This is a genomic window from Streptomyces coacervatus, assembly GCF_029223485.1.
GTDB lineage: Bacteria > Actinomycetota > Actinomycetes > Streptomycetales > Streptomycetaceae > Streptomyces > Streptomyces coacervatus.
In genome coordinates this window covers 210646-235442 of sequence record NZ_JARHTP010000011.1, presented here as the reverse complement: position 1 = coordinate 235442, position 24797 = coordinate 210646, and the positions used below count along the sequence as shown (strand labels likewise).

Genomic DNA, 24797 nt, shown 5'->3' with positions numbered 1-24797 from the left:
CCCAGGGGGTCTCTTGCGGTGACTGCACTGCCGTAACCAGGGGGATTTCTGATGTCCATCTCGCGTTCGTACAGAGCTTGGTCCGTGCCGATGATTGCCGGTGTGCTGGCGCTCGGCGGTATCCCCGCGCTGGCGGGCAGTGCCGCGGCCGCCGCCCCTAAGACCGTCCGGGACGACTTCAACGGCGACGGCTACAAGGACCTAGCCATCGGCGCCCCGACCGCCACGGTCGGCGGCCAGAAGGGGGCGGGTCACGTCGTCGTCATGTACGGCGGCCCGCACGGCCTGACCAAGGACCGGCGCACGGTCATCAGCCGTGCCACCAGCGGCATTCCGGGCAGCCCCCAGGCGGGCGACAACTTCGGCATCCAGCTGTCCAAGGGCGACCTGGACGGCGACGGGCGCACCGACCTGATCGTCGGGGAGACCTCCTCGGTACGCGACGCGGTCGTCGTCTGGGGCGGCAAGAGCGGTCTGTCCGGCGGGGTGTCCGTGCCCGCCGCGGTCACCCAGGCCGGCGACTTCGACGGTGACGGCAAGCAGGACCTCGTCCTGTTCCGCGGGGGCCGCTCCGGGCACGACGACCCCTACGGCACCACGGCCACCGTCTGGACCGGCCCGATCTCCCGCACTGGCAAGCCGGCCGCCACCAGGGCCTTCGGCCCGACCGACCTCCAGTACGACGACGTCCTGGACGCCGCCGCCGGCGATGTCAACGGCGACGGACGCGACGACCTCGCGCTGACCGACTACATCGGCGAGGGCGCCTCCACCTCTCGGTTCTACCTGGCCACCGCCTCCGGAGACGCCTTCACCTCCGTCAAGGCCCCCGAGGGCGACGGCGGGGTGGCCTTCGGCGACATCAACCACGACGGCTACGGCGACGTCGTCCGGGGTGCCGAGAACTACTCGACGGTCACCGTGGCCCTCGGCTCGGCCTCCGGCCTGAAGCCGCAGTCCACCTGGAAGACGTACAGCCAGAACACCGACGGAGTCCCCGGCGGCAAGGAGACCGTGGACGAGTTCGGCGCCGCGGTGGCGGTCGGTGACATCAACGGCGACGGCTACGACGACGTGGCTGTGGGCGCGCCCGGCGAGGAACTCGGCTACAACGACGGGGCCGGCATGGTCGACGTCCTGTACGGCAGCCGGAGCGGTCTGACCGGCAAGGGCGCCCAGGGCTTCACCCAGAACACCAAGGGCGTCCCCGGAGCCGTCGAGACGAGCGACAACTTCGGCGGCGCGGTCAGCCTCCTCGACATCAACGGCAACGGCTACGCGGACCTCGCGGCGGCGGCGCCCCACGAGAACGCCGGCGACGGCGCGGTCTGGTCCCTGCGGGGGCGTCCCACGGGCATCGTGACGGACGCGGCATTCACCTTCGGCGGGCGGACGGTTGGGGCGCCGTACACGAAGGCGGCGTTCGGCTGGGAGCTGTCCTAGCAGGTCCTGGCAGGTCAGTGCTCCGGGAAAAAAACTCCGAAGAAATCCGCGGAGGCTGTCGATCCCGGCCTCTCCCGATCGACGCACTGGTGAGAGGCCGGAAAGGACCGGCCCCGTAGCGATCGAGGAGTCACCATGCCGCGTTACCTGTCGCTCGTGAAGATCGACGAGAAGACCGCGCCCGCAGAGGGCCCCAGCCCCGAGCTGATGCAGCGCATGGGCGAACTGATCGAGGAGATCACCAAGGCCGGAGTCATGCTCGACACGGCAGGCCTGACCCCGTCCGCACAGGGCACCCTCGTGCACTGGGAGGGCGGGCAGATCTCCGTCACCGACGGCCCCTTCACCGAGTCCAAGGAGGTCGTCGGCGGCTACGCGATCATGCAGTGCAAGGACAAGGCCGAGGCCCTGGAGTGGACCAAGCGCTTCCTGAAGGTGCACGAGGAGTTCTGGACGGTGACCTGCGAGGTTCGGGAGATCGCCGAAGGCTGAGAAACCTGAGCCTTCCTTGGCCCGAGGGCGCCGGGGGTGTTGCATGGTGGGCTGTGGAACCACAGCCCACCGCCTCGCATGCCACCGCCGCCCCGCGCGACTCCGGAGCCGACCCCCGCCACGCCATCGAGACCGTCTTCCGTCTCGAATCGCCTCGCATCATCGCCGCCGTCGCCCGCATCGTCCGCGACGTCGGCATCGCCGAGGAACTCGCCCAGGACGCCCTGGTCGCCGCCCTGGAGCAGTGGCCGCGCGACGGCGTGCCCGACAACCCGGGCGCCTGGCTCATGGCCACCGCACGGCACCGCGCCGTGGACCTGATCCGGCGCCGGGAGAACTACGCCCGCAAGCTGGCGGAGATCGGCCGCACCCTGGAGACGACGGCCCCGCCCGAGGAGCCCGCCGACCCCGACGACATCGACGACGACCTGCTCCGCCTGGTCTTCACCGCCTGCCACCCGGTCCTGTCCGCCGAGGCCCGTATCGCCCTCACCCTGCGCCTGCTCGGCGGCCTGACGACGACCGAGATCGCCCGCGCGTTCCTGGTCCCCGAACCGACCGTCGCCCAGCGCATCGTCCGCGCGAAGAAGACCCTCGCCACCAGGAACATCGCCTTCGAGGTGCCGTACGGCCCCGAACGCGAGGCCCGGCTCGGCTCCGTCCTGGACGTCATCTACCTGATCTTCAACGAGGGTTACGCCGCCACGGCCGGCGACGACTGGCTGCGCCCCGCGCTCTGCGAGGACGCGCTGCGCCTGGCCCGCGTGCTGTCGTCCCTGATGCCCAAGGAGCCCGAGGTGCACGCCCTGACCTCCCTGCTGGAGTTCCAGGCCTCCCGCGCCGCCGCCCGCACCGGCCCGGACGGCGAACCCGTCCTCCTCAAGGACCAGAACCGCCGCCGCTGGAACCGCATGCTCGTCGCCCGCGGCATCACGGCCCTGCACCGCTGCGACGCCACCGCCACGGGCGCCCCGGGCCCCTACGCCCTCCAGGCGGCCATCGCCGCCTGCCACGCGCACGCGTTCACATACGAGGAGACCGACTGGACGAGCATCGCCACGCTGTACGGCCTGCTCGCCGCCCGCGCCCCGTCCCCGGTCGTCGAACTCAACCGTGCCGTCGCCGTCTCCATGGCGGAAGGTCCGGCGGAGGGCCTGGCGATCGTCGACGCCCTCGCCGCCGAACCCACCCTGCGCGACTACCACTTGCTGCCCAGCGTCCGCGGCGATCTGCTGGCGCGCCTCGGACGTACGGCCGAGGCACACGAGGAGCTCGTACGGGCCGCGGAGCTCACGCGCAACGAACGGGAGCGGGAGCTGCTGCTGCGCCGAGCAGCTGATCTGTCCTGATCAGCAGGGGTGTCCGAGGAGCATGGTCGGCGCCCCCGCCACCCGGGTCAGGAACACGGTCGCCGCGTTCGGGCCGTGCGGCTTGGGGAGGACCTTCCGGCGCAACTCCTCCGGCTCCACGGCCGATCCGCGCTTCTTCACGGTCAGGATGCCGACCTCACGCTCCCGCAGCAGCGCCTTCAACTTCTTGACGCTGAAGGGGAGTTGGTCGGTGATCTCGTACGCCGTCGCATACGGGGTCATGTGGTGCTCGTCCGCGGTGATGTACGCAATGGTGGCGTCGATCAGCCCGCCGCCGACCTCCTCGGCCACCTCGGCCACCAGATGGGAACGGATGACGGCGCCGTCCGGCTCGTACAAGTACCTCCCGACGGGCCGGACTTGGGGGTCCGGCAGTCCCTTCCCGAGCAGCGAGCGCGGCCCCGGCAGCAGCGTCGCCCGCACCGCGCCCGGCTCCGTCCCGAACCACAGCACGGCCTCCTTCACATCCCCGCCGTCCGAGATCCATTCGGCCTCGGCGTCGGCGGGAACGGCCTCGTGCGGAATGCCGGGCGCGACCTTCAGGGCGGCGGCGCGGGACGCCTTGCGGGCCGCCTCGACCGCCCACGACAGGGGCGGCGAGTAGGCCTCCGGGTCGAAGATGCGCCCGCGGCCGCCCCGCCGGGCCGGATCGACGAACACGGCGTCGTAGCCGGACGTGTCCACCTCCATGACGTCCGCCTCCCGCACCTCGATCAGCTCGGCGAGCCCGAGCGCGTCGGCGTTGGCGCGCGCCACGGCCGCCGTCGCCGGATCCCGGTCCACGGCGAGCACCCGGATCCCGGCCCGGGCGAGCGCAATGGCATCGCCGCCGATCCCGCAGCACAGGTCGGCGAGGGAGGCGACGCCCATCGCCTTCAGCCGCTCGGCCCGGTACGTGGCGACACTCGCCCGCGTCGACTGCTCCACCCCGTTCGGCGTGAAGAACATCCGCTGCGCGTCCTCGGCGCCGAACTTCGCCACCGCCCGCTGCCGCAGCCGCGCCTGCCCGAGCGCCGCCGACACCAGCTCGGCGGGGTGCTCGCGGCGCAGCCGGGTGGCGACGGCGAGCTCGTCGGCCGGGGCCGTGCCGCGCACCTCGTCGAGGAGGGCACGGCCTTCGGGGGTGAGGAGGTCAGCGAGGTCGTTCACCGGCTCATTGTGGGCCAGTCGGTGGACGGTGTGCCTCCGGCCGCGGTGTCGTACGGGGATCCGGACCCGGTCCTGCGAGGATCCGGCACCATGCGACTAGTCGTACAAAATGACAAAACTCGGGCTTATGGGGTGCCGTGGGTCCGCGGTGGAATCGCCGTGCTCGCCGTCGCGGCCATTGCCTCGGGCTGTGCACAGTTCGGCGGACCGCCGGTGCACCCGGCCCCAGGCCGGCAGCAGCCGCTGCAGGCACCCCCGGCCCGCGCCCTGGACTCGTACGCGGCGAAGCTGCATGTCGCGCACGCCGCCCGGGCCGCCGCGGCGCGCCACTGGGACCTGGCGAAGGTCCCGCTGACGGCTCCGCCGCCGCCCGCGAAGAAACCGAGGATCACGGCCCGCAGCGGCTTCGAGGTGGACGACCAGGAGGAACTGGACCTCCCGCCCGTCTTCACCACCATCCCCACCAGGCAGAAGGTCGTGTTCCTGACCATCGACGACGGGGCCGAGAAGGACCCGGCGTTCCTGCGGATGATGAGCGACCTGAAGATCCCGTACACCGCCTTCCTCAGCAACTTCCTGGTGAAGGACGACTACGCCTACTTCCGCCGGATGCAGTCCGAGGGGGTGACCCTCAACAACCACACCCTCACCCACCCCTACCTTCCGGGGCTGTCGTACCGGGAGCAGAAGCACGAGATCTGCGGCATGCAGGCGATCATGAGGAAGCAGTTCGGCAAGCGCCCGACCGTCTTCCGCCCGCCCTTCGGCAACTACAACCAGGACACCCTGCGCGCCGCCAAGTCCTGCGGCATCAAGTACGCGCCCATCTGGGACGAGGAGGTCTTCGTCGACCACTGGGAGTACCGCGAGGACGACCGGGACCTGCACCCCGGCGACATCGTGCTCACCCACTTCCGCGGCCGTGACGAGTGGGACGGCACGATGGTCGACGACATGCGCCGCTTCCTGAACAAGGTCACGGCCGAGGGATATGCGGTGGCCCGCCTGGAGGACTACCTGTGAGGCTCCGGGGCCTGGCGTCCGGCGCCCTGGCGTTCGCGCTCCTCACCGGCTGCGCCCAGTCCGTCGACCCCATCGAGCGGCTGGGCGAGAAGGCAGCCCGGCGCATAGGGCCGTACGGGCCCGTCGGAATGCCCCAGCGGCCGTACCGCCGCTGGGGCCTCGCGGCCCCGCTGCACCCCGCCCCGAAGCCGTCCCGTGCGCCGCGGGCCCGGACGGCGGGCTCGGGCCTCCCCCCGGTCGTGTCCCGCATCCGTACCCACGACAGGGTCGTCTTCCTGACCTACGACGACGGCGCCGAAAGGGATCCCCGCTTCGTCGACCTGGTCCGTGAACTGCGCCTGCCCGTCAGCATGTTCCTCACGGACAGCGTCGTCGGCCCCGGGTACGGCCACTTCGCCCGCCTCCGGTCGGTCGGCGCGAACATCGAGAACCACACCCTCGACCACCCCGCCCTGCGCGGACTGCCCTACGCCGGCCAGCGCGCCGAGATCTGCGGCCAGCAGGACAAACTCAGATCCCGCTTCGGCAGCCGCCCCCGCCTCTTCCGCCCGCCCTACGGCACCTACGACACCACCACCCGCCGAGCGGCCGCCGACTGCGGCATCTCGGCCCTCGTCCTGTGGCGCGCGTCGATGACGGGAAGCGGCGAGCTGACGTATCTGCGCGGCGCCCACCACCTGCGGCCCGGCGACATCGTGGCGGTCGACCCGGACGAGGGCGTGGGCCTGACCCTCAGAGCACGGACGGTACGACTGCTGCGACGGGTACAGGAGCAGGGCCTGACGGTGGGACGCCTGGAGGACTATGTCTGACGGTGACCTTCCAAGCGCCGGTGACTTCCCAACCCCCGGTCGGCAATCCCAGCCCGTCCGGCATTTGAGGACGAGGCCCTTCAGGCCGATGAACCCGCCCGACGCGCCGCAGGCATTGGCACTCCGCTTGACCGAGTGCTAATCGCGGTCATAGTCTCGGGTCTGGCACTCCCCACTGGAGAGTGCCAACTACGCGACGGGCAGGTCCGGCACCCGCGACGACGGATCCACCTGGTCGCCACCTCAGACAGTTAACCCCGTGAGATCTCCGAAGGGGGAGGTCGGATCGTGACGACCACCAGCTCCAAGGTTGCCATCAAGCCGCTCGAGGACCGCATCGTGGTCCAGCCGCTCGACGCCGAGCAGACCACCGCCTCTGGCCTGGTCATCCCGGACACCGCCAAGGAGAAGCCCCAGGAGGGCGTCGTCCTGGCCGTGGGCCCGGGCCGCTTCGAGAACGGCGAGCGCCTGCCGCTCGACGTCAAGACCGGCGACATCGTGCTGTACAGCAAGTACGGCGGCACCGAGGTGAAGTACAACGGCGAGGAGTACCTCGTCCTCTCGGCTCGCGACGTGCTCGCGATCATCGAGAAGTAATTCACCGCTTCCTCACCGAAGCACATTGCTTTTGAGCTGCGCCCCTGGCCCCCGCGACCATTAATCAGCCGGGCGTCAGGGGCGCAGTTCGTTTCACCCACGTTTTCCGAGAGGGCTGAACCGCTCCCATGGCGAAGATCCTGAAGTTCGACGAGGACGCCCGTCGCGCCCTCGAGCGCGGCGTCAACAAGCTGGCCGACACGGTCAAGGTGACGATCGGCCCCAAGGGCCGCAACGTCGTCATCGACAAGAAGTTCGGCGCCCCCACCATCACCAACGACGGCGTCACCATCGCCCGCGAGGTCGAGGTCGAGGACCCGTTCGAGAACCTCGGCGCCCAGCTGGTGAAGGAGGTGGCGACCAAGACCAACGACATCGCGGGTGACGGCACCACCACCGCCACCGTGCTGGCCCAGGCGCTCGTACGCGAGGGCCTGAGGAACGTCGCCGCGGGCGCCTCCCCGGCGCTGCTGAAGAAGGGCATCGACGCGGCCGTGGCCGCGGTCTCCGAGGAGCTCCTCGCGACCGCCCGCCCGATCGACGAGAAGTCCGACATCGCCGCCGTGGCCGGTCTGTCCGCCCAGGACACCCAGGTCGGCGAGCTCATCGCCGAGGCGATGGACAAGGTCGGCAAGGACGGTGTCATCACCGTCGAGGAGTCCAACACCTTCGGTCTGGAGCTGGACTTCACCGAGGGCATGGCCTTCGACAAGGGCTACCTGTCCCCGTACTTCGTCACCGACCAGGAGCGTATGGAGGCCGTCCTCGACGACCCGTACATCCTGATCAACCAGGGCAAGATCGCCTCGATCTCGGACCTGCTGCCGCTGCTGGAGAAGGTCATCCAGGCGGGTGCCTCCAAGCCGCTGCTGATCATCGCCGAGGACGTCGAGGGCGAGGCCCTCTCCACCCTCGTCGTCAACAAGATCCGCGGCACCTTCAACGCGGTCGCGGTCAAGGCCCCCGGCTTCGGCGACCGCCGCAAGGCGATGCTGCAGGACATGGCGGTCCTCACCGGCGCCACGGTCATCTCCGAGGAGGTCGGCCTCAAGCTCGACCAGGTCGGCCTGGACGTGCTGGGCTCCGCCCGCCGCGTGACGATCACCAAGGACGACACGACCATCGTCGACGGCGCCGGCAACCACGAGGACGTCGTGGGCCGCGTCGCCCAGATCAAGGCCGAGATCGAGAACACCGACTCCGACTGGGACCGCGAGAAGCTCCAGGAGCGCCTCGCGAAGCTGGCCGGCGGCGTGTGCGTGATCAAGGTCGGCGCCGCCACCGAGGTGGAGCTGAAGGAGAAGAAGCACCGTCTGGAGGACGCCATCTCCGCGACCCGCGCCGCGGTCGAGGAGGGCATCGTCTCCGGTGGTGGCTCCGCGCTCGTCCACGCCGCCAAGGTCCTGGACGGCGACCTCGGCAAGACCGGCGACGAGGCCACCGGTGTCGCGGTCGTCCGCCGCGCGGTCGTCGAGCCGCTGCGCTGGATCGCCGAGAACGCCGGCCTGGAGGGCTACGTCATCACCTCCAAGGTCGCCGAGCTCGAGAAGGGCCAGGGCTTCAACGCCGCCACCGGCGAGTACGGCGACCTGGTCAAGGCCGGCGTCATCGACCCGGTCAAGGTCACCCGCTCCGCCCTGGAGAACGCCGCCTCCATCGCCTCCCTCCTGCTGACGACCGAGACCCTGGTCGTCGAGAAGAAGGAAGAGGAAGAGCCGGCCGCCGCGGGCCACGGCCACGGCCACGCCCACTGACCCAGGTCAGCACTGACGCAGGTCAGCACTGAGGCCCGGCACCCAAGGGTGCCGGGCCTCCGCGTTCGCGCCTACCGCGCCTACCGCTCCAACGCGTCCAGCGCCCCGAGCTGCCCCATCAGCCCCAGCCGGTCGTACTCCCACCACGCCTCGACGATCTTTCCGTGCTCGCCGAACCGCTGAATGGTGCAACCGGTCATGGCGACTTTCTTCCCACTGGCCGGAAGCCCCATGAACTCGCCCTTGTGGGTCCCGTGCCAGGTCCACTGGGTGCACACACGGTCCCCTTGGGCGATCTGGTCCCGGATCTCGAACTCGAAGTCGAAGCCGCCGCGCCACATCTCGACCTCGCGCCGCAGGGCGTCCATCCCCATGGTGTCCTGCTCGTTCGCCGGGTCGTGGTCGTGGTAGTTCTCCGCCACCAGGTCGTCGATCGACGGCAGTTCGCCCGAGACGGCGATGGTCTGGAAGAACCGCCGGGCGGTGTCCGTGTACAACTGCTCGTCCCGTACGACGTCCAGATCCGTGAAGGTCGGCATCTCGTCACAGAGAGCCACCATCTCCCGGAAGATCTTGTCCGTCTCGGGCAGGTTGGAGTTCCGCATCGCCTCCTCGTACGAGGGAAACTCCACGATCTCGATGAAGTGCGACGCGTCGGAGTGGTCCTTGCCGACCACCGCGTGCGTCGCCGTCCGCTTCCCCTTGGTCTGTTCGACCCACGTGTCCATCAGCCGGTTGATGTCGTCGAATCGGCTGGTCTTGCAGTCGATGATCTGAACGAAGGTCATGGTGATGCCTCCGGTCCGCTCGGTCCGGTCGTACGGCACCATTCTCCTCTTCCGGCGCCGCGCAGGCACGCGCCTACTGAGGCCCGTACTTCCGCCCCGTCCGCGAACTGATCCCGCCCAGCAGCCCCCGCGGAGTCACCTTCACGATCCCCATCAGCGCCTTGTACCGCGGATCCGGAATCGACAGCGACTTGCCCCGCGCCAGATCCCCCAGCGCCGCCGCCACCAGCTTGTCCGCGTCCAGCCACATCCACCCGGGAATGTTGTCCGTTCCCATCCCCGCCCGCTGATGGAACTCCGTCCGCACGAACCCCGGGCACAGCGCCATCAGCCGCACTCCACTGCCGGCCAGATCCTTTGCCGCGCCCTGGGTGAACTGCACGACCCACGACTTGGAGGCGCCGTATGTGCCGCGCGGCACGAAGGCGGCCACGGACGCGACGTTGACGACCCCGCCGCGGCCGCGCTCGCGCATCGCCTCGGTCGCCGCCGCCGTGAGGCGGAGCACCGCCTCGCAGTGCACCTTGAGCATCGTCAGCTCGTCGGCCATCGGTACGTCGAGGAAGCGGCCCTTGTTGCCGAAGCCGGCGTTGTTGACCAGCAGGTCGACGGGGTTCTTGCGGTCGGCCAGGCGCGTGGCCACGGCCTCGATGCCGTCGTCCGTGGCGAGGTCCGCGGTGAGCACCTCCGCCTCGATGCCGTGCCGGTCGTGCAGTTCGGTCGCCTGTTCCTGCAGCCGCTTGGTGTCGCGGGCGACGAGCACCAGGTTGTGTCCGTCGGCCGACAGCCGCCGTGCGAACGCGGCGCCGATGCCCGCGGTCGATCCCGTAATCAGAGCCGTTGTCATGGCCCAAGGGTAGTTACCCGGACCGGGGGAATCCGATCTCTGCACAGGGCCTGACGGTGGTGAAGCATCCGAGGAGAGGGCAGGGCTGACGGATCGTCAGGAACCGTGCTTCTCCATGTACGCACGCGCCGCCTTCCGTCCCTCCGGATGCAGCGCCTCCCCTGCCGCCAGCAGCCGCGGCAGCAGTTCCCGCTCCGTCGTGACCGCCCGGAACTGCAGCGCCACCGTCACGTCGTGATCCGGCCGGTGCACGATCTCGAGCCGGTCGCCGGCGCGGATCTCGCCCGGCTCGATCACCCGCAGATACGCACCCGGAGCACCCTTCCGCGTGAACCGCTTCACCCATCCCTTCTCACCCAGATGGCCCTGGAAGGTGACACAGGGGATCCGGCCGGAGGTGACCTCCAGTACGACCTCCGGTCCGATCCGCCAGCGCTCGCCGATCAGCGCGCCGGAGACGTCGACACCCTCGGTGGTGAGGTTCTCGCCGAACGAGCCGTTGCGCAGCGGGCGCCCCAACTCGCGCTCCCAGTCGTCGAGGTCCTCGCGTGCGACGGCGTACACGGCCTGGTCGTCGCCGCCGTGATGGCGCAGTTCGCAGACCGCGTCCCCGGCCAGCCCGCTGCCGCCGACCCCTTTGGGGCCGGGCGCCGCCACCCGCACCGGCCCGTCCACCGGCTGCTTGTCGATGCCGGTCAGGCCCTGCGGCTGGTCCGTGTACGGCACGGGCTCGGGGCGGCCGAGGTTCAGGGACAGAAGCTTCATGTCCGAACGGTAGGTGACAGCAGATCAAAGTGTCGACGCATTATCGGGCTCCTGGTCAAAGGATCACTTATCCTCGAACGGTGATCGAAGCCCGCCACCTGCGCGTACTGCGCGCCGTCGCCTCCACCGGCTCCTTCTCGGCCGCGGGGCGCGAACTGGGCTGTACGCAGCCCGCCGTCAGCCAGCAGATGAAGGCCCTGGAGGCATCGGTCGGCACGCCGCTGCTCATCCGCGGCGGGCGCGAGATGCGGCTGACCCAGGCCGGCGAGGCGCTGGTGCGGCATGCCGCGGGGATCCTGGCCGGGCTCACCGCGGCAGAGGAGGAGGTCGCCGCGATCGCCGGCCTGCGCGCGGGCCGGGTCCGGCTCGTCTCCTTCCCCAGCGGAAGCAGCACCCTCGTCCCCACCGCCCTCGCCGCCCTGCGCGCCGCACACCCCGGCACCCGCGTCTTTCTGGAGGAGGCCGAACCGCCCGCCTCCGTCGAGCTGCTGCGCGAGGGCGACTGCGACGTGGCGCTGGCCTTCCGCTACGAGGGCGCGGCGGGCGCGGAGGAGTGGGACGACCTCGTCGTACGACCGCTGCTGAGCGACCGGCTCGTGGGGCTCGTGCCCGAGCGGCACCGGCTCGCGCAGGCCGGGACCGTGGCCATCGGGGACCTCGCGCGCGAGCCGTGGATCGCCGGATGCCCGCGCTGCCGCGGGCAGTTGGTCGAGGTGTGCGAGACCGCTGGGTTCACGCCGCGTATCGACTTCGCCACCGACGACTATCCGGCGGTGGTCGGCCTGGTCGGCGCCGGCCTCGGCGTCGCCGTACTGCCGCAGCTCGCCATCGAGTCCGTACGGCCGCGGCACGCGCGCGTGCTGACGCTCCAGCCGGCGGTGCGGCGGGAGATCGTGGCGCTGACGCTGCCCGATCTGGCTCAGGTGCCGGCGGTCATGGCGACCCTGGAGCAGCTGAAGCGTGCTGCCGCCCGCCGGCAAAAATGATGGGCACGTGTGCGCGTGCCCATCGCGTCGAGATGAAGAAACGTTCCTTCAAGTGTTCGAGACGCTGTCCCCGCCGGTGGTCCCCGCCGACACCAGCCGGTTCCGCGCCCGTCCCATGAGTTCTTCGCGCTCGTCCTCGGTCAGGCCGCCCCACACGCCGTACGGCTCTCTCACCGCCAGCGCGTGTGCCGCGCATTGCGCGCGCACCGGGCATCTCATACAGACCTCCTTGGCCGAGTTCTCGCGAGCGCTCCGGGCCGCACCGCGCTCACCCTCCGGATGAAAGAAGAGCGAGCTGTCCACCCCGCGGCAGGCGGCCAGAAGCTGCCAGTCCCACAGGTCCGCGTTCGGTCCGGGAAGGCGGGAGAAATCTGCCATTGCGTGACCCCTTGTAGCCGTTCTGAGCGGATATGGTGCCCACGACCGTACATCTGCGATCTAAGGAGATGAAAATATGACTCATTGCGAATCTAGCCTCACACGCCAGTAGATGGGAAGAAAAAGGGCTAAATGGGGCATGGGTTGTGATGAAACGTTGAGGGTCCGCCCTGCATGTCTCCACCGTGTCCGTGCCCTCACGTAGAGTGCCGAAGATGGCACACAGCCCCGTAACTCTTTCGAGTGACCATCGTTGAGAGTGCGGAGGCGGTTGAAGCAACAAGTGCTCGGGCAGGCGTCCGAGACGGTCGACCGCACAGGTGACGATTTCGTACCAGCCTGGAGGCTCAAGGTGACGTGCATCAGCTGCGGAGGACGGCCATGACATCCGTCCTCGTCTGCGACGACTCCCCGCTTGCCCGAGAGGCGCTCCGCCGCGCGGTCGCGACCGTGCCCGGCGTCGAGCGCGTGACGACCGCGGCCAACGGCGAGGAAGTCCTCCGCCGCTGGGGCGCCGACCGTTCGGACCTGATTCTGATGGACGTACGCATGCCCGGACTGGGCGGCGTCGAGACGGTGCGCCGGCTGCTGTCCGCCGACCCCGGCGCGCGCATCATCATGCTCACCGTCGCCGAGGACCTGGACGGCGTGGCCCTCGCGGTCGCCGCGGGTGCCCGCGGCTATCTGCACAAGGACGCCTCGCGTGCGGAGTTGCGTGCGACCGTCACCCAGGCGCTCGCCGACCCGACCTGGCGGCTGGCCCCGCGCCGGCTGCGGTCCGCCGAGATGGGCGCGGCGCCCACGCTGACGGCGCGTGAGATCCAGGTGCTCGAGGGTATGAGCCACGGGCGGTCCAACGCGGAGATCGGGCGTGAGCTGTTTCTCTCCGAAGACACGGTCAAGACGCATGCCAGGCGGTTGTTCAAGAAGCTTGGTGCGTCGGACCGGGCGCACGCGGTGGCGCTCGGCTTCCGCTGGGGTCTGGTTCGCTGAGAGCTCGGTCGTGCAGGCCGTCGCGTTGGTGCGGGTCGTTTGTGGCTGGTCGCGCAGTTCCCCGCGCCCCTTTTGGGGCGCGGATGCGCACCCCGGTCAAGTGGCCCTGTTGGTGCCCGGTGCTCGTTTCGGCGCGGATGCCGCATCCTTGAGGTGTGGAGTCTCTCGGGGACGAGTCGGTCGAGCGGAAGGGGAGGGCGCAAGGGATGAGTTCCGGCGCACCTGCTCATAACGCTTCGGTGCACAACATCGGACACGGTGCCACGGCCCGCGCGGCCGCAAGGCACCATGGACCGATGCGCGACGACGAGGCGGCGAGTGCCGCAGGGGCGATCGGTGCACTCGTCCATCGCGCCGTCGACGGAGACGAGCAGGCCACACATGACCTGCTCGCCCATGTCCACCCCCTGGCGCTGCGCTACTGCCGCACCCGTCTGTCCCGTCTGCCGGGCGACGCCCGGCACTTCGTGGAGGACCTCGCGCAGGAGGTCTGTGTCGCCGTCCTCCTGGCGCTGCCGCGCTACAAGGACACCGGCCGCCCCTTCGAGGCGTTCGTCTTCGCCATCGCCGCGCACAAGGTCGCGGACCTGCAGCGAGCCGCGATGCGGCACCCGGGGTCGACGGCGGTCCCGTCCGACGAGATGCCGGAGCGGCCGGACGACTCGCTCGGCCCGGAGGAGCGGGCGCTACTCAGCAGTGACGCCGAATGGGCCAAGAAACTGCTGGCCAACCTGCCGGAGAACCAGCGAGAGCTGCTCCTCCTGCGTATTGCGGTCGGGCTCACGGCCGAGGAGACCGGCCAGATGTTGGGAATGTCACCCGGAGCGGTGCGGGTCGCGCAGCACCGGGCACTGAGCCGGCTCAGGGCGCTCGCAGAGCAGTAACCCCATTGCCGTAAGCGCCTTCCTTGAACAGGGCTCTCGGCAATTCCGTACGAACATACGAAGCCCAGGGTCATACGGAACCGTGGAATTCGGGAGCCGTGCTTCCCGTTAGCATGGACATCCGCACCGATCAAGGCCATTTGGGGAAGGTGTCATGACTGCAAACGTCGACGGAGTGCCCGGTAAATTCGCGACACTCGGGCTGACCTACGACGACGTGCTGCTGCTGCCGGGCGCATCCGAGGTGCTCCCCAATGCGGTCGACACCTCGTCCCGAATCTCCCGCAACGTCCGGGTCAACATCCCGCTGCTCTCGGCGGCGATGGACAAGGTGACCGAGTCCCGCATGGCGATCGCGATGGCCCGCCTCGGCGGCGTCGGCGTGCTGCACCGCAACCTCTCCGTCGAGGACCAGGTCAACCAGGTCGACCTGGTCAAGCGGTCCGAGTCCGGCATGGTCACCGACCCCATCACGGTGCACCCGGAGGCGACGCTCGCCGACGCGGACGCCCTGTGCGCCAAGTTCCGCATCAGCGGTGTCCCCGTCACCGACCCGGCCGGCAAGCTGCTCGGCATCGTGACCAACCGCGACATGGCCTTCGAGTCCGACCGCAGCCGCCAGGTACGCGAGGTCATGACGCCGATGCCGCTGGTCACCGGCAAGGTCGGCATCTCCGGTGTGGACGCCATGGAGCTGCTGCGCCGCCACAAGATCGAGAAGCTTCCGCTGGTCGACGAGGCGGGCGTTCTCAAGGGCCTCATCACGGTCAAGGACTTCGTCAAGGCCGAGAAGTACCCGAACGCCGCCAAGGACTCCGAGGGCCGGCTACTCGTCGGTGCCGCCGTGGGCGCCAGCCCCGAGGCCCTGGAGCGCGCCCAGGCGCTCGCCGAGGCCGGGGTGGACTTCCTGGTCGTCGACACCTCGCACGGCCACAACAGCAACGCCCTCAGCTGGATGTCCAAGATCAAGTCGAGCGTGTCCGTCGACGTGATCGGCGGCAACGTCGCCACCCGCGACGGCGCCCAGGCGCTGATCGACGCCGGTGTCGACGGCATCAAGGTGGGCGTGGGCCCCGGTTCGATCTGCACCACCCGCGTGGTCGCCGGCATCGGCGTCCCGCAGGTCACCGCCATCTACGAGGCCTCCCTCGCCGCCCGCCCGGCGGGCATCCCGCTGATCGGGGACGGTGGCCTCCAGTACTCCGGCGACATCGGCAAGGCGCTGGCCGCCGGCGCCGACACGGTGATGCTGGGCTCGCTGCTCGCGGGCTGCGAGGAGTCCCCGGGCGAGCTGCAGTTCATCAACGGCAAGCAGTTCAAGTCGTACCGCGGCATGGGCTCGCTCGGTGCCATGCAGTCCCGCGGCCAGGGCAAGTCGTACTCGAAGGACCGCTACTTCCAGGCCGAGGTCGCCGCCGACGACAAGCTCGTGCCCGAGGGCATCGAGGGCCAGGTGCCCTACCGCGGTCCGCTGGCCAGCGTGCTGCACCAGCTCGTCGGCGGGCTGCGCCAGACCATGGGCTATGTGGGCGCGGCCACCATCGACGAGATGGAGTCCAAGGGCCGCTTCGTGCGGATCACCTCCGCGGGCCTCAAGGAGAGCCACCCGCACGACATCCAGATGACGGTCGAGGCGCCGAACTACAGCAACAAGTAGTCAGCAGCTTCTCCAAGGGCGGCCCCGGAGCACCGGGGCCGCCCTTGTCGTACCCGTCGGCGATACTGGTAGACGCTGCAACGCATCAGGGAAAGGCCACAGACGTGACTGAGATCGAGATCGGGCGCGGCAAGCGCGGCCGCCGGGCGTACGCCTTCGACGACATCGCCGTCGTCCCCAGCCGCCGTACGCGGGACCCGAAGGAGGTCTCGATCGCCTGGCAGATCGACGCCTACCGCTTCGAGCTGCCGTTCCTGGCCGCCCCCATGGACTCGGTCGTCTCCCCGGCCACCGCGATCCGCATCGGCGAGCTCGGCGGCCTCGGCGTGCTGAACCTCGAGGGCCTGTGGACGAGGTACGAGGACCCGCAGCCGTTGCTCGACGAGATCGTCGGGCTGGACCCGGACCGGGCCACTCGTCGGCTCCAGGAGATCTACGCCGCCCCCATCAAGGAGGAGCTGATCGGCGCGCGTCTGAAGGAGGTGCGGGACTCCGGCGTGGTCACGGCGGCCGCGCTCTCCCCGCAGCGCACGGCGCAGTTCTCCAAGACGGTCGTGGACGCGGGCGTGGACATCTTCGTCATCCGCGGTACGACGGTCTCGGCGGAGCACGTCTCCGGCTCGCACGAGCCGCTGAACCTGAAGCAGTTCATCTACGAGCTCGACGTCCCGGTGATCGTCGGCGGCTGCGCCACGTACACCGCCGCCCTGCACCTGATGCGCACCGGCGCGGCGGGCGTCCTGGTCGGCTTCGGCGGCGGCGCGGCGCACACCACGCGCAACGTGCTGGGCATCCGGGTCCCGATGGCGACCGCGGTCGCGGACGTGGCGGCGGCCCGCCGTGACTACATGGACGAGTCCGGCGGTCGGTATGTGCACGTGATCGCCGACGGCGGTGTCGGCTGGTCCGGCGACATCCCGAAGGCGATCGCCTGTGGCGCGGACGCCGTGATGATGGGCTCCCCGCTGGCCCGCGCCACGGACGCGCCCGGCAAGGGCCACCACTGGGGCATGGAAGCCGTCAACGAGGAGCTCCCGCGCGGCAAGAAGGTCGACCTCGGCACGGTCGGCACCATCGAGGAGGTGCTGACGGGGCCGTCGCACACTCCGGACGGTTCCATGAACCTCTTCGGTGCGCTGCGGCGGGCGATGGCCACGACCGGGTACAGCGAGCTGAAGGAGTTCCAGCGGGTCGAGGTCACGGTGGCGGACTCGCAGCACAAGCGGTAGGGCTTACGGCGTGATGGGGGCCGGTCACCTGGTGGGGTGACCGGCCCCTTTTGTGTGCCGTGGGCTTGCGCGGGGCGCGTGGGGTGGTGCGGGGGCGCGCGGATGCGTTCGGGACGGATACGGGCTGGTCAGCCGGTCCGAGGGCGATAACGTCCGTGTCGGCGCCCCACGTTGCTGGAGCGCCCCCTTCCAAGGATTTGGTTCCGGACCCCGCTCCTCGGGGCCCGGCCCGATTTCCAACGGACCGTCCACCGGGCACTGGGCGGCCTCGTGGAAGGGGGCGCCCATGGGACGTCACCGCAAGCCCACTCGCTGGGATCGGATCCGTCCGTGGATGGTGAAGTGCCGGAGGAGGTGGATCTTGCGGATTTTCGGATGGTGAGCGGCCGCCCCCAAAGCAACTAGGGGCGGACACTCCGTGAACCATCCAGGAGCCTGCCGCAGTAGCCCCTGCGGTGGGCTCCACCTTGTTGGTGGGAAGGCGAGCGGCCGCCCCCAGACAACTTAGGGGTGGACACTCCGTGATCCATCCACGAGCCTGCCGCAGTGCCCGCTGCGGCCGACCCCACCTGTCTCCGTAAGGTACCCGCGCCGCGCCCCGCCTGCCACCAGCCCCCGGTGCCCGTCCACCCGCGCGCCCCCCTTCACAACCGATGCGCCGCCCCCGTGGGCGCAGCCCCCCGCGTGTCCAGCAGCAGCTGTGCCTTCACCGACAGGCCCTGCAGGTCGTACGTCCGGTGCTGTTGGAGCAGGATCGTCAGGTCGGCCTCGGCCGCGGCCTCGTAAAGGGCGTCCGCGCGGGGGACCGGGCGGTCCAGGACGTTCCAGGACGGGATGTGCGGGTCGTGGTAGCTGATCGAGGCGCCCAGTTCCATGAGGCGGACGGCGATCTCCGGGGCGGGGGTGCCCTGTTGGTCGGCGAGGTCCGGCTTGTAGGTGACGCCGAGGAGCAGCACGCGCGCGCCGCGCGCCGACTTGCCGTGCTCGTTGAGGAGTGCTGCGGCGCGCTGGACGACGTAACGGGGCATCTGGCTGTTGACCTGCTGGGCCAGTTCGACCATGCGCAGGGTGCGGCCCGGGTGGCCGGTCAGGTCCTGGGGGACGGCGTGGCCGCCGACGCCGGGACCGGGGCGGAAGGCCTCGAAGCCGAACGGCTTGGTCTCCGCGCAGCGGATGACGTCCCAGACGTCGACGCCGATGTTGTTGCAGAGGACGGCCATCTCGTTGACGAGCGCGATGTTGACGTGCCGGAAGTTGGTCTCCAGAAGCTGCACGGTCTCCGCCTCGCGCAGTCCACGCGCGCGTACCACCTTGTCGGTGAGGCGGCCGTAGAACGCGGCGGCGGACTCGGTGCAGGCCGGGGTGAGGCCGCCGATCACCTTGGGGATGTTGGCAGGGGTGAAGGCGCGGTTGCCGGGGTCGACCCGGCTGGGGGAGTAGGCGAGGTGGAAATCGCGGCCCGCCTGGAGGCCGGAGCCCTCTTCGAGGAGGGGGCAGAGGAACTCCTCGGTGGTGCCCGGGGGGACGGGTGACTCCAGGATGACCGTGGTGTGCGGGCGCAGCCGCGCGGCCAGGGTGCGGGCGGCCGCCTCCACCTGGCCGAGGTCGGGCGCGCCGTCCGCGCCGCGTGTGGTGGGTGCGCAGATGACCGCCGTCCGCACCCGGCCGAGCTCGGCCGGGCTGGTGGCGTGCCGGAAGCCCCCCGAGAGCATCCGGCGCAGCTCGGCGGGGCTGAGGGAGACGGGTTCGGGCCCGGTTCGGTAGCCGAGGGTGGGGATGCCGGCCGCGACGGCTGCCTGGGCCAGGGGCAGGCCGAACGGGCCGAGTCCGATGACGGCGAGATCTGCGGGCATGGCGTGGGCCGTCCTTCTCAATAACCGAAGCGGGACAGGTGCGCAAGCCCTGTGGACAGGACAGGCGAGATGCAATGTCACACTAGGAGTAAATATGACCGATTTGCGGGATTGGTTGTCCGCGTTTTCCGCAGGTCTCGGGAATGTTGTCCACAGGCTGGGGGCGACTGGTGGCTGAAGTCGGGCAAGCCGGTCAGAATTTGGGCATGGGGGATAGGAACCGGGCTTCGCCCGACGGGTGCGGCCGGCGCTATCGATAGCGGGAGGCAGCGGTGAGGACAGCGACACTGGGGCCGGCGCAGCGAGCCGAGTCACTGGCGGGAATGGCCGAGCGCGAGCTGGACGTACTGGTCGTGGGCGGCGGCGTGGTCGGTGCGGGCACCGCCCTGGACGCCGTGACGCGCGGTCTGTCCACCGGCCTGGTCGAGGCGCGTGACTGGGCGTCGGGCACATCCAGCAGGTCCAGCAAGCTGATCCACGGCGGACTGCGCTATCTGGAGATGCTCGACTTCGCGCTCGTACGAGAAGCGCTGAAGGAGCGCGGGCTGCTGCTGGAGCGGCTCGCCCCGCATCTGGTGAAGCCGGTGGCGTTCCTGTACCCGCTGCAGCACAAGGGCTGGGAGCGCCTGTACGCCGGTTCGGGCGTTGCGCTCTACGACGCGATGTCGATGGCCCGCGGACACGGTCGGGGCCTGCCCATGCACCGCCATCTGACCCGGCGCCACGCTCTGCGCGTGGCGCCCGCCTTGAAGAAGGACGCGCTCGTCGGAGCCCTGCAGTACTACGACGCCCAGATGGACGACGCCCGTTATGTGGCCACCCTGGTGCGCACGGCGGCGGCCTACGGCGCAAAAGTCGCCAACCGCGCGCGCGTGACGGGCTTCCTGCGGGAGGGGGAGCGTGTCGTCGGGGCGCGCGTGGAGGATGTCGAGGCCGGCGGCGAGTACGAGATCCGCGCCAAGCAGATCGTCAATGCGACCGGAGTGTGGACCGATGACACCCAGGGCATGGTGGGCGAGCGCGGGCAGTTCCATGTCCGGGCGTCCAAGGGCATCCACCTGGTCGTACCGAAGGACCGCATCAGCTCGTCGTCCGGGCTGATCCTGCGCACCGAGAAGTCCGTGCTGTTCGTCATCCCCTGGGGCCGGCACTGGATCGTCGGCACTACGGACACCGACTGGGACCTCGACAAGGCGCACCCCGCCGCGTCCAGCGCGGACATCGACTACCTGCTGGAGCATGTGAACTCGGTGCTCGCGGTGCCGCTGACGCGGGACGACGTGCAGGGTGTGTACGCAGGGCTGCGCCCGCTGCTGGCCGGCGAGTCCGACGCCACCAGCAAGCTGTCGCGCGAGCACACCGTGGCGCATCCCGCGCCCGGCCTGGTCGTGGTGGCGGGCGGCAAGTACACGACGTACCGGGTGATGGCCAAGGACGCGGTGGACGAGGCGGTGCACGGGCTCGATCTGCGGGTCGCCGAGTGTGTGACGGAGGACGTGCCGCTGCTGGGGGCCGAGGGCTACCGGGCGCTGTGGAACGCGCGGGCGCGGATCGCGGCACGGACGGGGCTTCATGTGGTGCGCGTGGAGCACCTGTTGAACCGGTACGGGTCGATGGCGGAGGAGGTCCTCGACCTCGTCACTGCCGATGCGTCGCTCGGTGAGCCCCTGCAGGCCGCAGACGACTATCTGCGCGCCGAGATCGTGTACGCCGCCTCGCACGAGGGCGCCCGGCACCTGGACGACGTGCTGACCCGGCGCACCCGCATCTCCATCGAGACCTTCGACCGGGGGACGCGGAGCGCGCGGGAGGCGGCCGAGCTCATGGCGCCGGTGCTCGGCTGGGACAAGGACCAGATCGAGCGCGAGATCGAGCACTACGAGAAGCGGGTGGAGGCGGAGCGGGAGTCGCAGCGGCAGCCGGACGACCTGACGGCGGATGCGGCTCGGCTGGGGGCGCCGGACATCGTGCCGCTGTAGGACGCCCGACACCGGACATCACTCGAAACGTCACTCGAACGGGTGTCGTGAACCGGGATCTACGTTCGGAACCCGGTCGTTCTACGGAGTGCGGGGGCAGAACTCGGCGGCGAGCAGCCGTGGTTCGAGGTCGGGGTCTGCGATCGCGTCCGTGTTCACGCGGAAGGTGAGGACACGCCGGCCGTCGACGGTGGCTGCGGTGCGCACGTAGCTGCCGGTGATGCGCCCGTTGTGCCCCCAGACCGTGATGCCGCACGGCAGCTTCACGGGAAACAGGCCCATGCCGTACAGGCCGTGTGCGGTGCGGGTGTCGAGCATCTCGCGCAGCCGGCGCGGGGGCAGCAGTTCGCCGCCGAGCAGCGCCGCGTAGAAGCGGTCCAGGTCGGCGAGCGTGGTCACCAACTCGCCCGCGGCTCCGGCCACCCGCGGGTCGAGTTCGGTGACGTCGGTTCCGTCGGCGGCGTAGGCGCGGCCGTGCGGGGAGGGCAGAGAGATACGGGAGCCGGGGAAGGAGGTGCCCGTCAGACCCAGCGGAGCGATGATGCGGCGCTCGGCCTCGGTGGCGTACGAGTGGCCGGTGACCTGCTTGATGACCATGCCGAGCAGCACGTAGTTGGTGCTGGAGTAGGAGAAGCGGCCGGGGTCGGCCGGGGGGTGGGTGAGTGCGATGCGTAGGGCCTGAAGAGGGGAGAGGGGAACCACGGCTCTGGTGTCCACGGCGAAGTCGTTCAGGCCGCTGGTGTGGGTGAGCAGAGCGCGCAGGGTCATCGTGCGGCCGTCGTTGCCCGCTCCGCGCACCAGGCCGGGCAGATGCTGCTCGACGGTGTCGGACAGGGACAGCCGGTGTTCCGCCGCGAGTTGCAGGACGACCGTCGCGATGAAGGTCTTCGTGATGCTGCCTGCGCGGAAGTGGTCGGCACGGGCGATGCCACGGCCGGCCCCGGCGTAGCGGGTGCCGGACTCCTCGCGGGCCAGAAGGGCTGCGGCGGGGGCTCTGCCCCGCGTGACCAGCAGGGGGAGGAGCGTGTCCGTGGCCGGTGCCGCGGGGGCCGAGGAGGCGGCCGGGGACAGGGACAGGAGCGCCAGGGACACGGGCACGGCCAGTAGCGTCCGAAGCGGCGGCATCGCGTGGTCCTCCCTTGTCGCGGCCCATCATGCAGGGTGGTGGGCCGCGCGGTTCGGCGGGGTCAAGGGTGCACAGGCTCCTCGTAGGGCGCCGGCGGGCACCCTGGGCGCCCGGCACTTGTCGGGTGAGGGACAATGGAGGCTCTGTCAGGGCGGGTTGCATGAGGGGACGCATGTCGGAGGCGGAGCGGGCGGGGACATCCCGTCAGGAGACTCGTCAGGACAACAGCGAGCGTCTTCTCGCCGGGCGGTACCGGCTGGGAGGAGTGCTCGGTCGCGGCGGCATGGGCACGGTGTGGCGGGCCGAGGACGAGACCCTGGGCCGGACGGTCGCCGTCAAGGAGCTGCGGTTCCCGTCGAACATCGACGAGGACGAGAAGCGCCGGCTGATCACGCGGACGCTGCGCGAGGCCAAGGCGATCGCGCGGATCCGCAACAACAGCGCGGTGACGGTCTTCGACGTGGTCGAAGAGGACGACCGGCCGTGGATCGTGATGGAGCTCGTCGAGGGCAAGTCGCTCGCCGAGGTCATCCGGGAGGACGGCCTGCTGGAGCCGAAGCGCGCGGCCGAGGTCGGGCTCGCGATCCTCGACGTGCTGCGCTCGGCGCACCGCGAGGGCATCCTGCACCGTGACGTGAAGCCGTCGAACGTGCTGCTGGAGGGCGAAACCGACCGGGTCGTGCTCACCGACTTCGGTATCGCCCAGGTCGAGGGCGACCCGTCGATCACCTCCACCGGCATGCTCGTCGGCGCGCCCTCCTACATCTCCCCGGAGCGGGCCCGCGGGCACAAGCCCGGACCCGCGGCCGACCTGTGGTCGCTCGGCGGGCTGCTGTACGCGGCGGTCGAGGGTGTGCCGCCGTACGACAAGGGGTCCGCGATCGCGACCCTCACCGCGGTGATGACCGAGCCGATGGAGGAGCCGAAGAACGCGGGGCCGCTGAAGGACGTCATCTACGGGCTGCTGACCAAGGATCCCGCCAAGCGGCTCGACGACGCGGGTGCGCGGGCGATGCTCAACCGGGTGATCCACGCCCCCGAGCCGAAGCAGGCCGAGCCGGAGCCGCCGGCGGATGCGACCAGGGTGGTGCCGTTGCCGGTGCAGCCCGATGCGCCCAAGGGCAAGGGGAGTTCGGGGGGCTCCGGCGGCAAGCGGGGCGAGGAGGCGGCGGAGAAGCTGCGCGGGGCGCTGCGTTCCGTGCGGAAGGCCGCGGGGGCGGCGGCCGGTTCGGCGGCTGCGGCGCGCGGCAGGTCGGCGAGCGGTACGGCGGGTTCGGACTCCGGTGGCACCAAGTCCGCAGGGGCGGCCGGGGGCGGGGCGGCGGGGGCGGCCGGTTCTTCGGCTCCTCCACCTCCGAAGGCCCCTCCGGCTCTGAAGACTCCCCCGGCTGCGACGACTCCTATGCCCGCGGTGCCTTCAGCGCCTCCGGCTCCGCGGTCGGCCTCGTCGCCGGCTTCGGCGCCGTCGGCTCCGGCGAAGTCCTCGGCTTCGTCGGCGGCATCGGGGTCCTCGGAATCTGCCGGTTCTTCGGCCGCTTCGGGGGGCTCGGCGGGTTCGGCCGATTCCGGTTCGTCCTCGTCGGCAGGTTCGGGCTCCGCGAGTGCTTCTGGCTCGTCGGGAGGTGCGGCCTCCGGGAGTCGGGAGAGCGGGACGCAGGGGGCGAACGCGGCGGCCGGTGGGCGTAGTTCGGGGTGGCCGGTCGTGCCGCCGCCGGATCTGCCTCCGCGGCCCGTGCCCAGGGCGCCGCTCACCGATGTGGTGCCGAAGCGGACGCTGGTGATCATTGCGTTGGTGCTCGTGCTCGCAGTGATCGGGACCGTGCTGGCCATCACGCTCGGCGGAGACGACGGCAAGAGTTCGAACGGCACCAAGAACAACGGCGGAAAGGCCGCGGCGAGCGCGTCCGCCAGTGCCCACACCAAGGAGGACAAGGGCGGCGGCACCAGCGCGGACGGAGGCGACGCGCAGTCCGCCTCGGGCTCGACGGGCGGGAGCACGCCCGGCAACGGTCCGACCGCGTCCGGCGGCAGCAGTGCCGGGGCGGACGGGTCGTCCGGGGGAGACGCCGCGGTGGAGACGACGCACAAGGGGAGCCAGGGGTACTCGATCGGGCTGCCCAAGGGGTGGAAGTACCAGTCGGCGAGCTCGGCCGGGGACCGGTTCACCGGGCCCGACGGACAGAAGCTGCTCGTCGCGTGGACGTCCACGCCCAAGGGTGACCCCGTGGCCGACTGGAAGAACCAGGAGCGCTACATGACGCGCTCGCAGTACCAGAAGATCCGCATAGAGCAGGTGGACTACCGCGGCTGGAACACGGCCGACTGGGAGTTCACCTATGTGGAGAGCGGGACGAAGTACCGGACGATCGACCGGGGATTCGTCGTCAACGACCATCTCGGATATGCGCTGATGTACACGGCGAAAGCCGCGAATTGGGACAGTGACCTCCGTAAGGACACCTGGAAGACGCTCGCGAAGACGTTCGAACCCAAGTCGTGAAATGAGCCGGTCGGCGTTTGAGCTGTGAGATGCCGCGAGATGCCATATGAGATATGGCATCCCCTCATTGCAGGTTGCCTCCGGCACGTATCGTGAGTGTTTGCGGACCGTACGCATCCAGGTATGGGTTCGGAACGGGGCACAAGGCGAACGGAATTGACCAACCGGGCGG

The 24797-nt window shown here is 70.2% G+C and carries 21 protein-coding genes; 14 read left to right on the top strand and 7 right to left on the bottom strand.

The window, feature by feature from the left end; all coding sequences use genetic code 11:
* The first annotated feature begins 90 nt into the window (after positions 1–90).
* From P2Q00_RS27215 to P2Q00_RS27205, 3 genes are all read left to right on the top strand, one after another.
* Positions 91–1443, top strand: a complete 1353-nt coding sequence (locus P2Q00_RS27215; protein ID WP_275775692.1) for an FG-GAP-like repeat-containing protein — start codon at positions 91–93, stop codon at positions 1441–1443.
* Between the two features lie 135 nt (positions 1444–1578).
* Positions 1579–1935 carry a YciI family protein gene (locus tag P2Q00_RS27210; RefSeq protein ID WP_275775458.1) on the top strand — a complete coding sequence of 119 codons (357 nt, stop codon included), beginning with the start codon at positions 1579–1581 and terminating at the stop codon, positions 1933–1935.
* A gap of 53 nt (positions 1936–1988) precedes the next feature.
* Positions 1989–3284 (top strand): RNA polymerase sigma factor, encoded by a 1296-nt coding sequence (locus P2Q00_RS27205; RefSeq protein WP_425579597.1) that lies wholly within the window; start codon positions 1989–1991, stop codon positions 3282–3284.
* Here the strand turns inward: P2Q00_RS27205 and P2Q00_RS27200 are convergent, their stop codons facing one another.
* Positions 3285–4454, bottom strand: coding sequence for a class I SAM-dependent methyltransferase (locus P2Q00_RS27200; RefSeq protein WP_275775457.1), 1170 nt, complete (start codon positions 4452–4454; stop codon positions 3285–3287). It abuts the gene before it with no gap.
* A gap of 90 nt (positions 4455–4544) precedes the next feature.
* Between P2Q00_RS27200 and P2Q00_RS27195 the strand changes: the two genes are divergently transcribed.
* From P2Q00_RS27195 to groL, 4 genes are all read left to right on the top strand, one after another.
* Positions 4545–5477 (top strand): polysaccharide deacetylase family protein, encoded by a 933-nt coding sequence (locus P2Q00_RS27195; protein WP_275775455.1) that lies wholly within the window; start codon positions 4545–4547, stop codon positions 5475–5477.
* Entirely contained in the window at positions 5474–6289 is an 816-nt protein-coding gene (locus P2Q00_RS27190) for a polysaccharide deacetylase family protein (RefSeq protein WP_275775454.1), read from the top strand. The genes P2Q00_RS27195 and P2Q00_RS27190 overlap by 4 nt, the downstream gene beginning before the upstream one ends.
* A gap of 288 nt (positions 6290–6577) precedes the next feature.
* Positions 6578–6886: a co-chaperone GroES gene (gene groES, locus P2Q00_RS27185; protein ID WP_003998759.1), complete on the top strand. Its 309-nt coding sequence runs from the start codon at positions 6578–6580 to the stop codon at positions 6884–6886.
* 128 nt (positions 6887–7014) lie between these two features.
* Positions 7015–8640, top strand: coding sequence for a chaperonin GroEL (gene groL / locus P2Q00_RS27180; protein WP_275775453.1), 1626 nt, complete (start codon positions 7015–7017; stop codon positions 8638–8640).
* Between the two features lie 80 nt (positions 8641–8720).
* On the opposite strand, the gene P2Q00_RS27175 is transcribed toward groL, so the two are convergent.
* From P2Q00_RS27175 to P2Q00_RS27165, 3 genes are all read right to left on the bottom strand, one after another.
* Positions 8721–9428, bottom strand: a complete 708-nt coding sequence (locus P2Q00_RS27175) for an ester cyclase (RefSeq protein WP_275775452.1) — start codon at positions 9426–9428, stop codon at positions 8721–8723.
* Positions 9429–9501: 73 nt separating this feature from the next.
* Positions 9502–10275: an SDR family NAD(P)-dependent oxidoreductase gene (locus P2Q00_RS27170; protein WP_275775451.1), complete on the bottom strand. Its 774-nt coding sequence runs from the start codon at positions 10273–10275 to the stop codon at positions 9502–9504.
* Positions 10276–10371: 96 nt separating this feature from the next.
* Positions 10372–11040 (bottom strand): MOSC domain-containing protein, encoded by a 669-nt coding sequence (locus P2Q00_RS27165; RefSeq protein WP_275775450.1) that lies wholly within the window; start codon positions 11038–11040, stop codon positions 10372–10374.
* A gap of 80 nt (positions 11041–11120) precedes the next feature.
* Here P2Q00_RS27165 and P2Q00_RS27160 point away from each other — a divergent pair, with 80 nt between their 5' ends.
* Positions 11121–12026 (top strand): LysR family transcriptional regulator, encoded by a 906-nt coding sequence (locus P2Q00_RS27160; protein ID WP_275775448.1) that lies wholly within the window; start codon positions 11121–11123, stop codon positions 12024–12026.
* A 48-nt stretch (positions 12027–12074) separates the two neighbouring features.
* On the opposite strand, the gene P2Q00_RS27155 is transcribed toward P2Q00_RS27160, so the two are convergent.
* Positions 12075–12404 (bottom strand): WhiB family transcriptional regulator, encoded by a 330-nt coding sequence (locus P2Q00_RS27155; protein ID WP_275775447.1) that lies wholly within the window; start codon positions 12402–12404, stop codon positions 12075–12077.
* 381 nt (positions 12405–12785) lie between these two features.
* Here P2Q00_RS27155 and P2Q00_RS27150 point away from each other — a divergent pair, with 381 nt between their 5' ends.
* The 4 genes from P2Q00_RS27150 to P2Q00_RS27135 all read left to right on the top strand — a co-directional run bounded on the left by P2Q00_RS27150 (position 12786) and on the right by P2Q00_RS27135 (position 17167).
* Positions 12786–13397: a response regulator transcription factor gene (locus tag P2Q00_RS27150; RefSeq protein WP_003948568.1), complete on the top strand. Its 612-nt coding sequence runs from the start codon at positions 12786–12788 to the stop codon at positions 13395–13397.
* 296 nt (positions 13398–13693) lie between these two features.
* On the top strand, positions 13694–14281 hold the full coding sequence (locus tag P2Q00_RS27145; RefSeq protein WP_030930346.1) for a sigma-70 family RNA polymerase sigma factor: 588 nt from the start codon (positions 13694–13696) through the stop codon (positions 14279–14281).
* A gap of 154 nt (positions 14282–14435) precedes the next feature.
* Complete coding sequence (gene guaB, locus P2Q00_RS27140; protein WP_275775446.1) at positions 14436–15938, top strand: IMP dehydrogenase; 1503 nt, start codon at positions 14436–14438, stop codon at positions 15936–15938.
* Between the two features lie 104 nt (positions 15939–16042).
* Complete coding sequence (locus P2Q00_RS27135) at positions 16043–17167, top strand: GuaB3 family IMP dehydrogenase-related protein (protein ID WP_275775445.1); 1125 nt, start codon at positions 16043–16045, stop codon at positions 17165–17167.
* Positions 17168–17811: 644 nt separating this feature from the next.
* Here the strand turns inward: P2Q00_RS27135 and P2Q00_RS27130 are convergent.
* Positions 17812–19020: a nucleotide sugar dehydrogenase gene (locus tag P2Q00_RS27130; protein WP_275775444.1), complete on the bottom strand. Its 1209-nt coding sequence runs from the start codon at positions 19018–19020 to the stop codon at positions 17812–17814.
* Between the two features lie 272 nt (positions 19021–19292).
* Between P2Q00_RS27130 and P2Q00_RS27125 the strand changes: the two genes are divergently transcribed.
* On the top strand, positions 19293–20999 hold the full coding sequence (locus P2Q00_RS27125) for a glycerol-3-phosphate dehydrogenase/oxidase (RefSeq protein WP_275775443.1): 1707 nt from the start codon (positions 19293–19295) through the stop codon (positions 20997–20999).
* Positions 21000–21080: 81 nt separating this feature from the next.
* Here P2Q00_RS27125 and P2Q00_RS27120 read toward each other — a convergent pair whose 3' ends face one another.
* Positions 21081–22124 (bottom strand): serine hydrolase domain-containing protein, encoded by a 1044-nt coding sequence (locus P2Q00_RS27120; RefSeq protein ID WP_275775442.1) that lies wholly within the window; start codon positions 22122–22124, stop codon positions 21081–21083.
* Between the two features lie 173 nt (positions 22125–22297).
* On the opposite strand from P2Q00_RS27120, the gene P2Q00_RS27115 reads away from it, so the two are divergent.
* Positions 22298–24625, top strand: a complete 2328-nt coding sequence (locus P2Q00_RS27115; protein ID WP_275775690.1) for a serine/threonine-protein kinase — start codon at positions 22298–22300, stop codon at positions 24623–24625.
* Positions 24626–24797 lie beyond the last annotated feature (172 nt).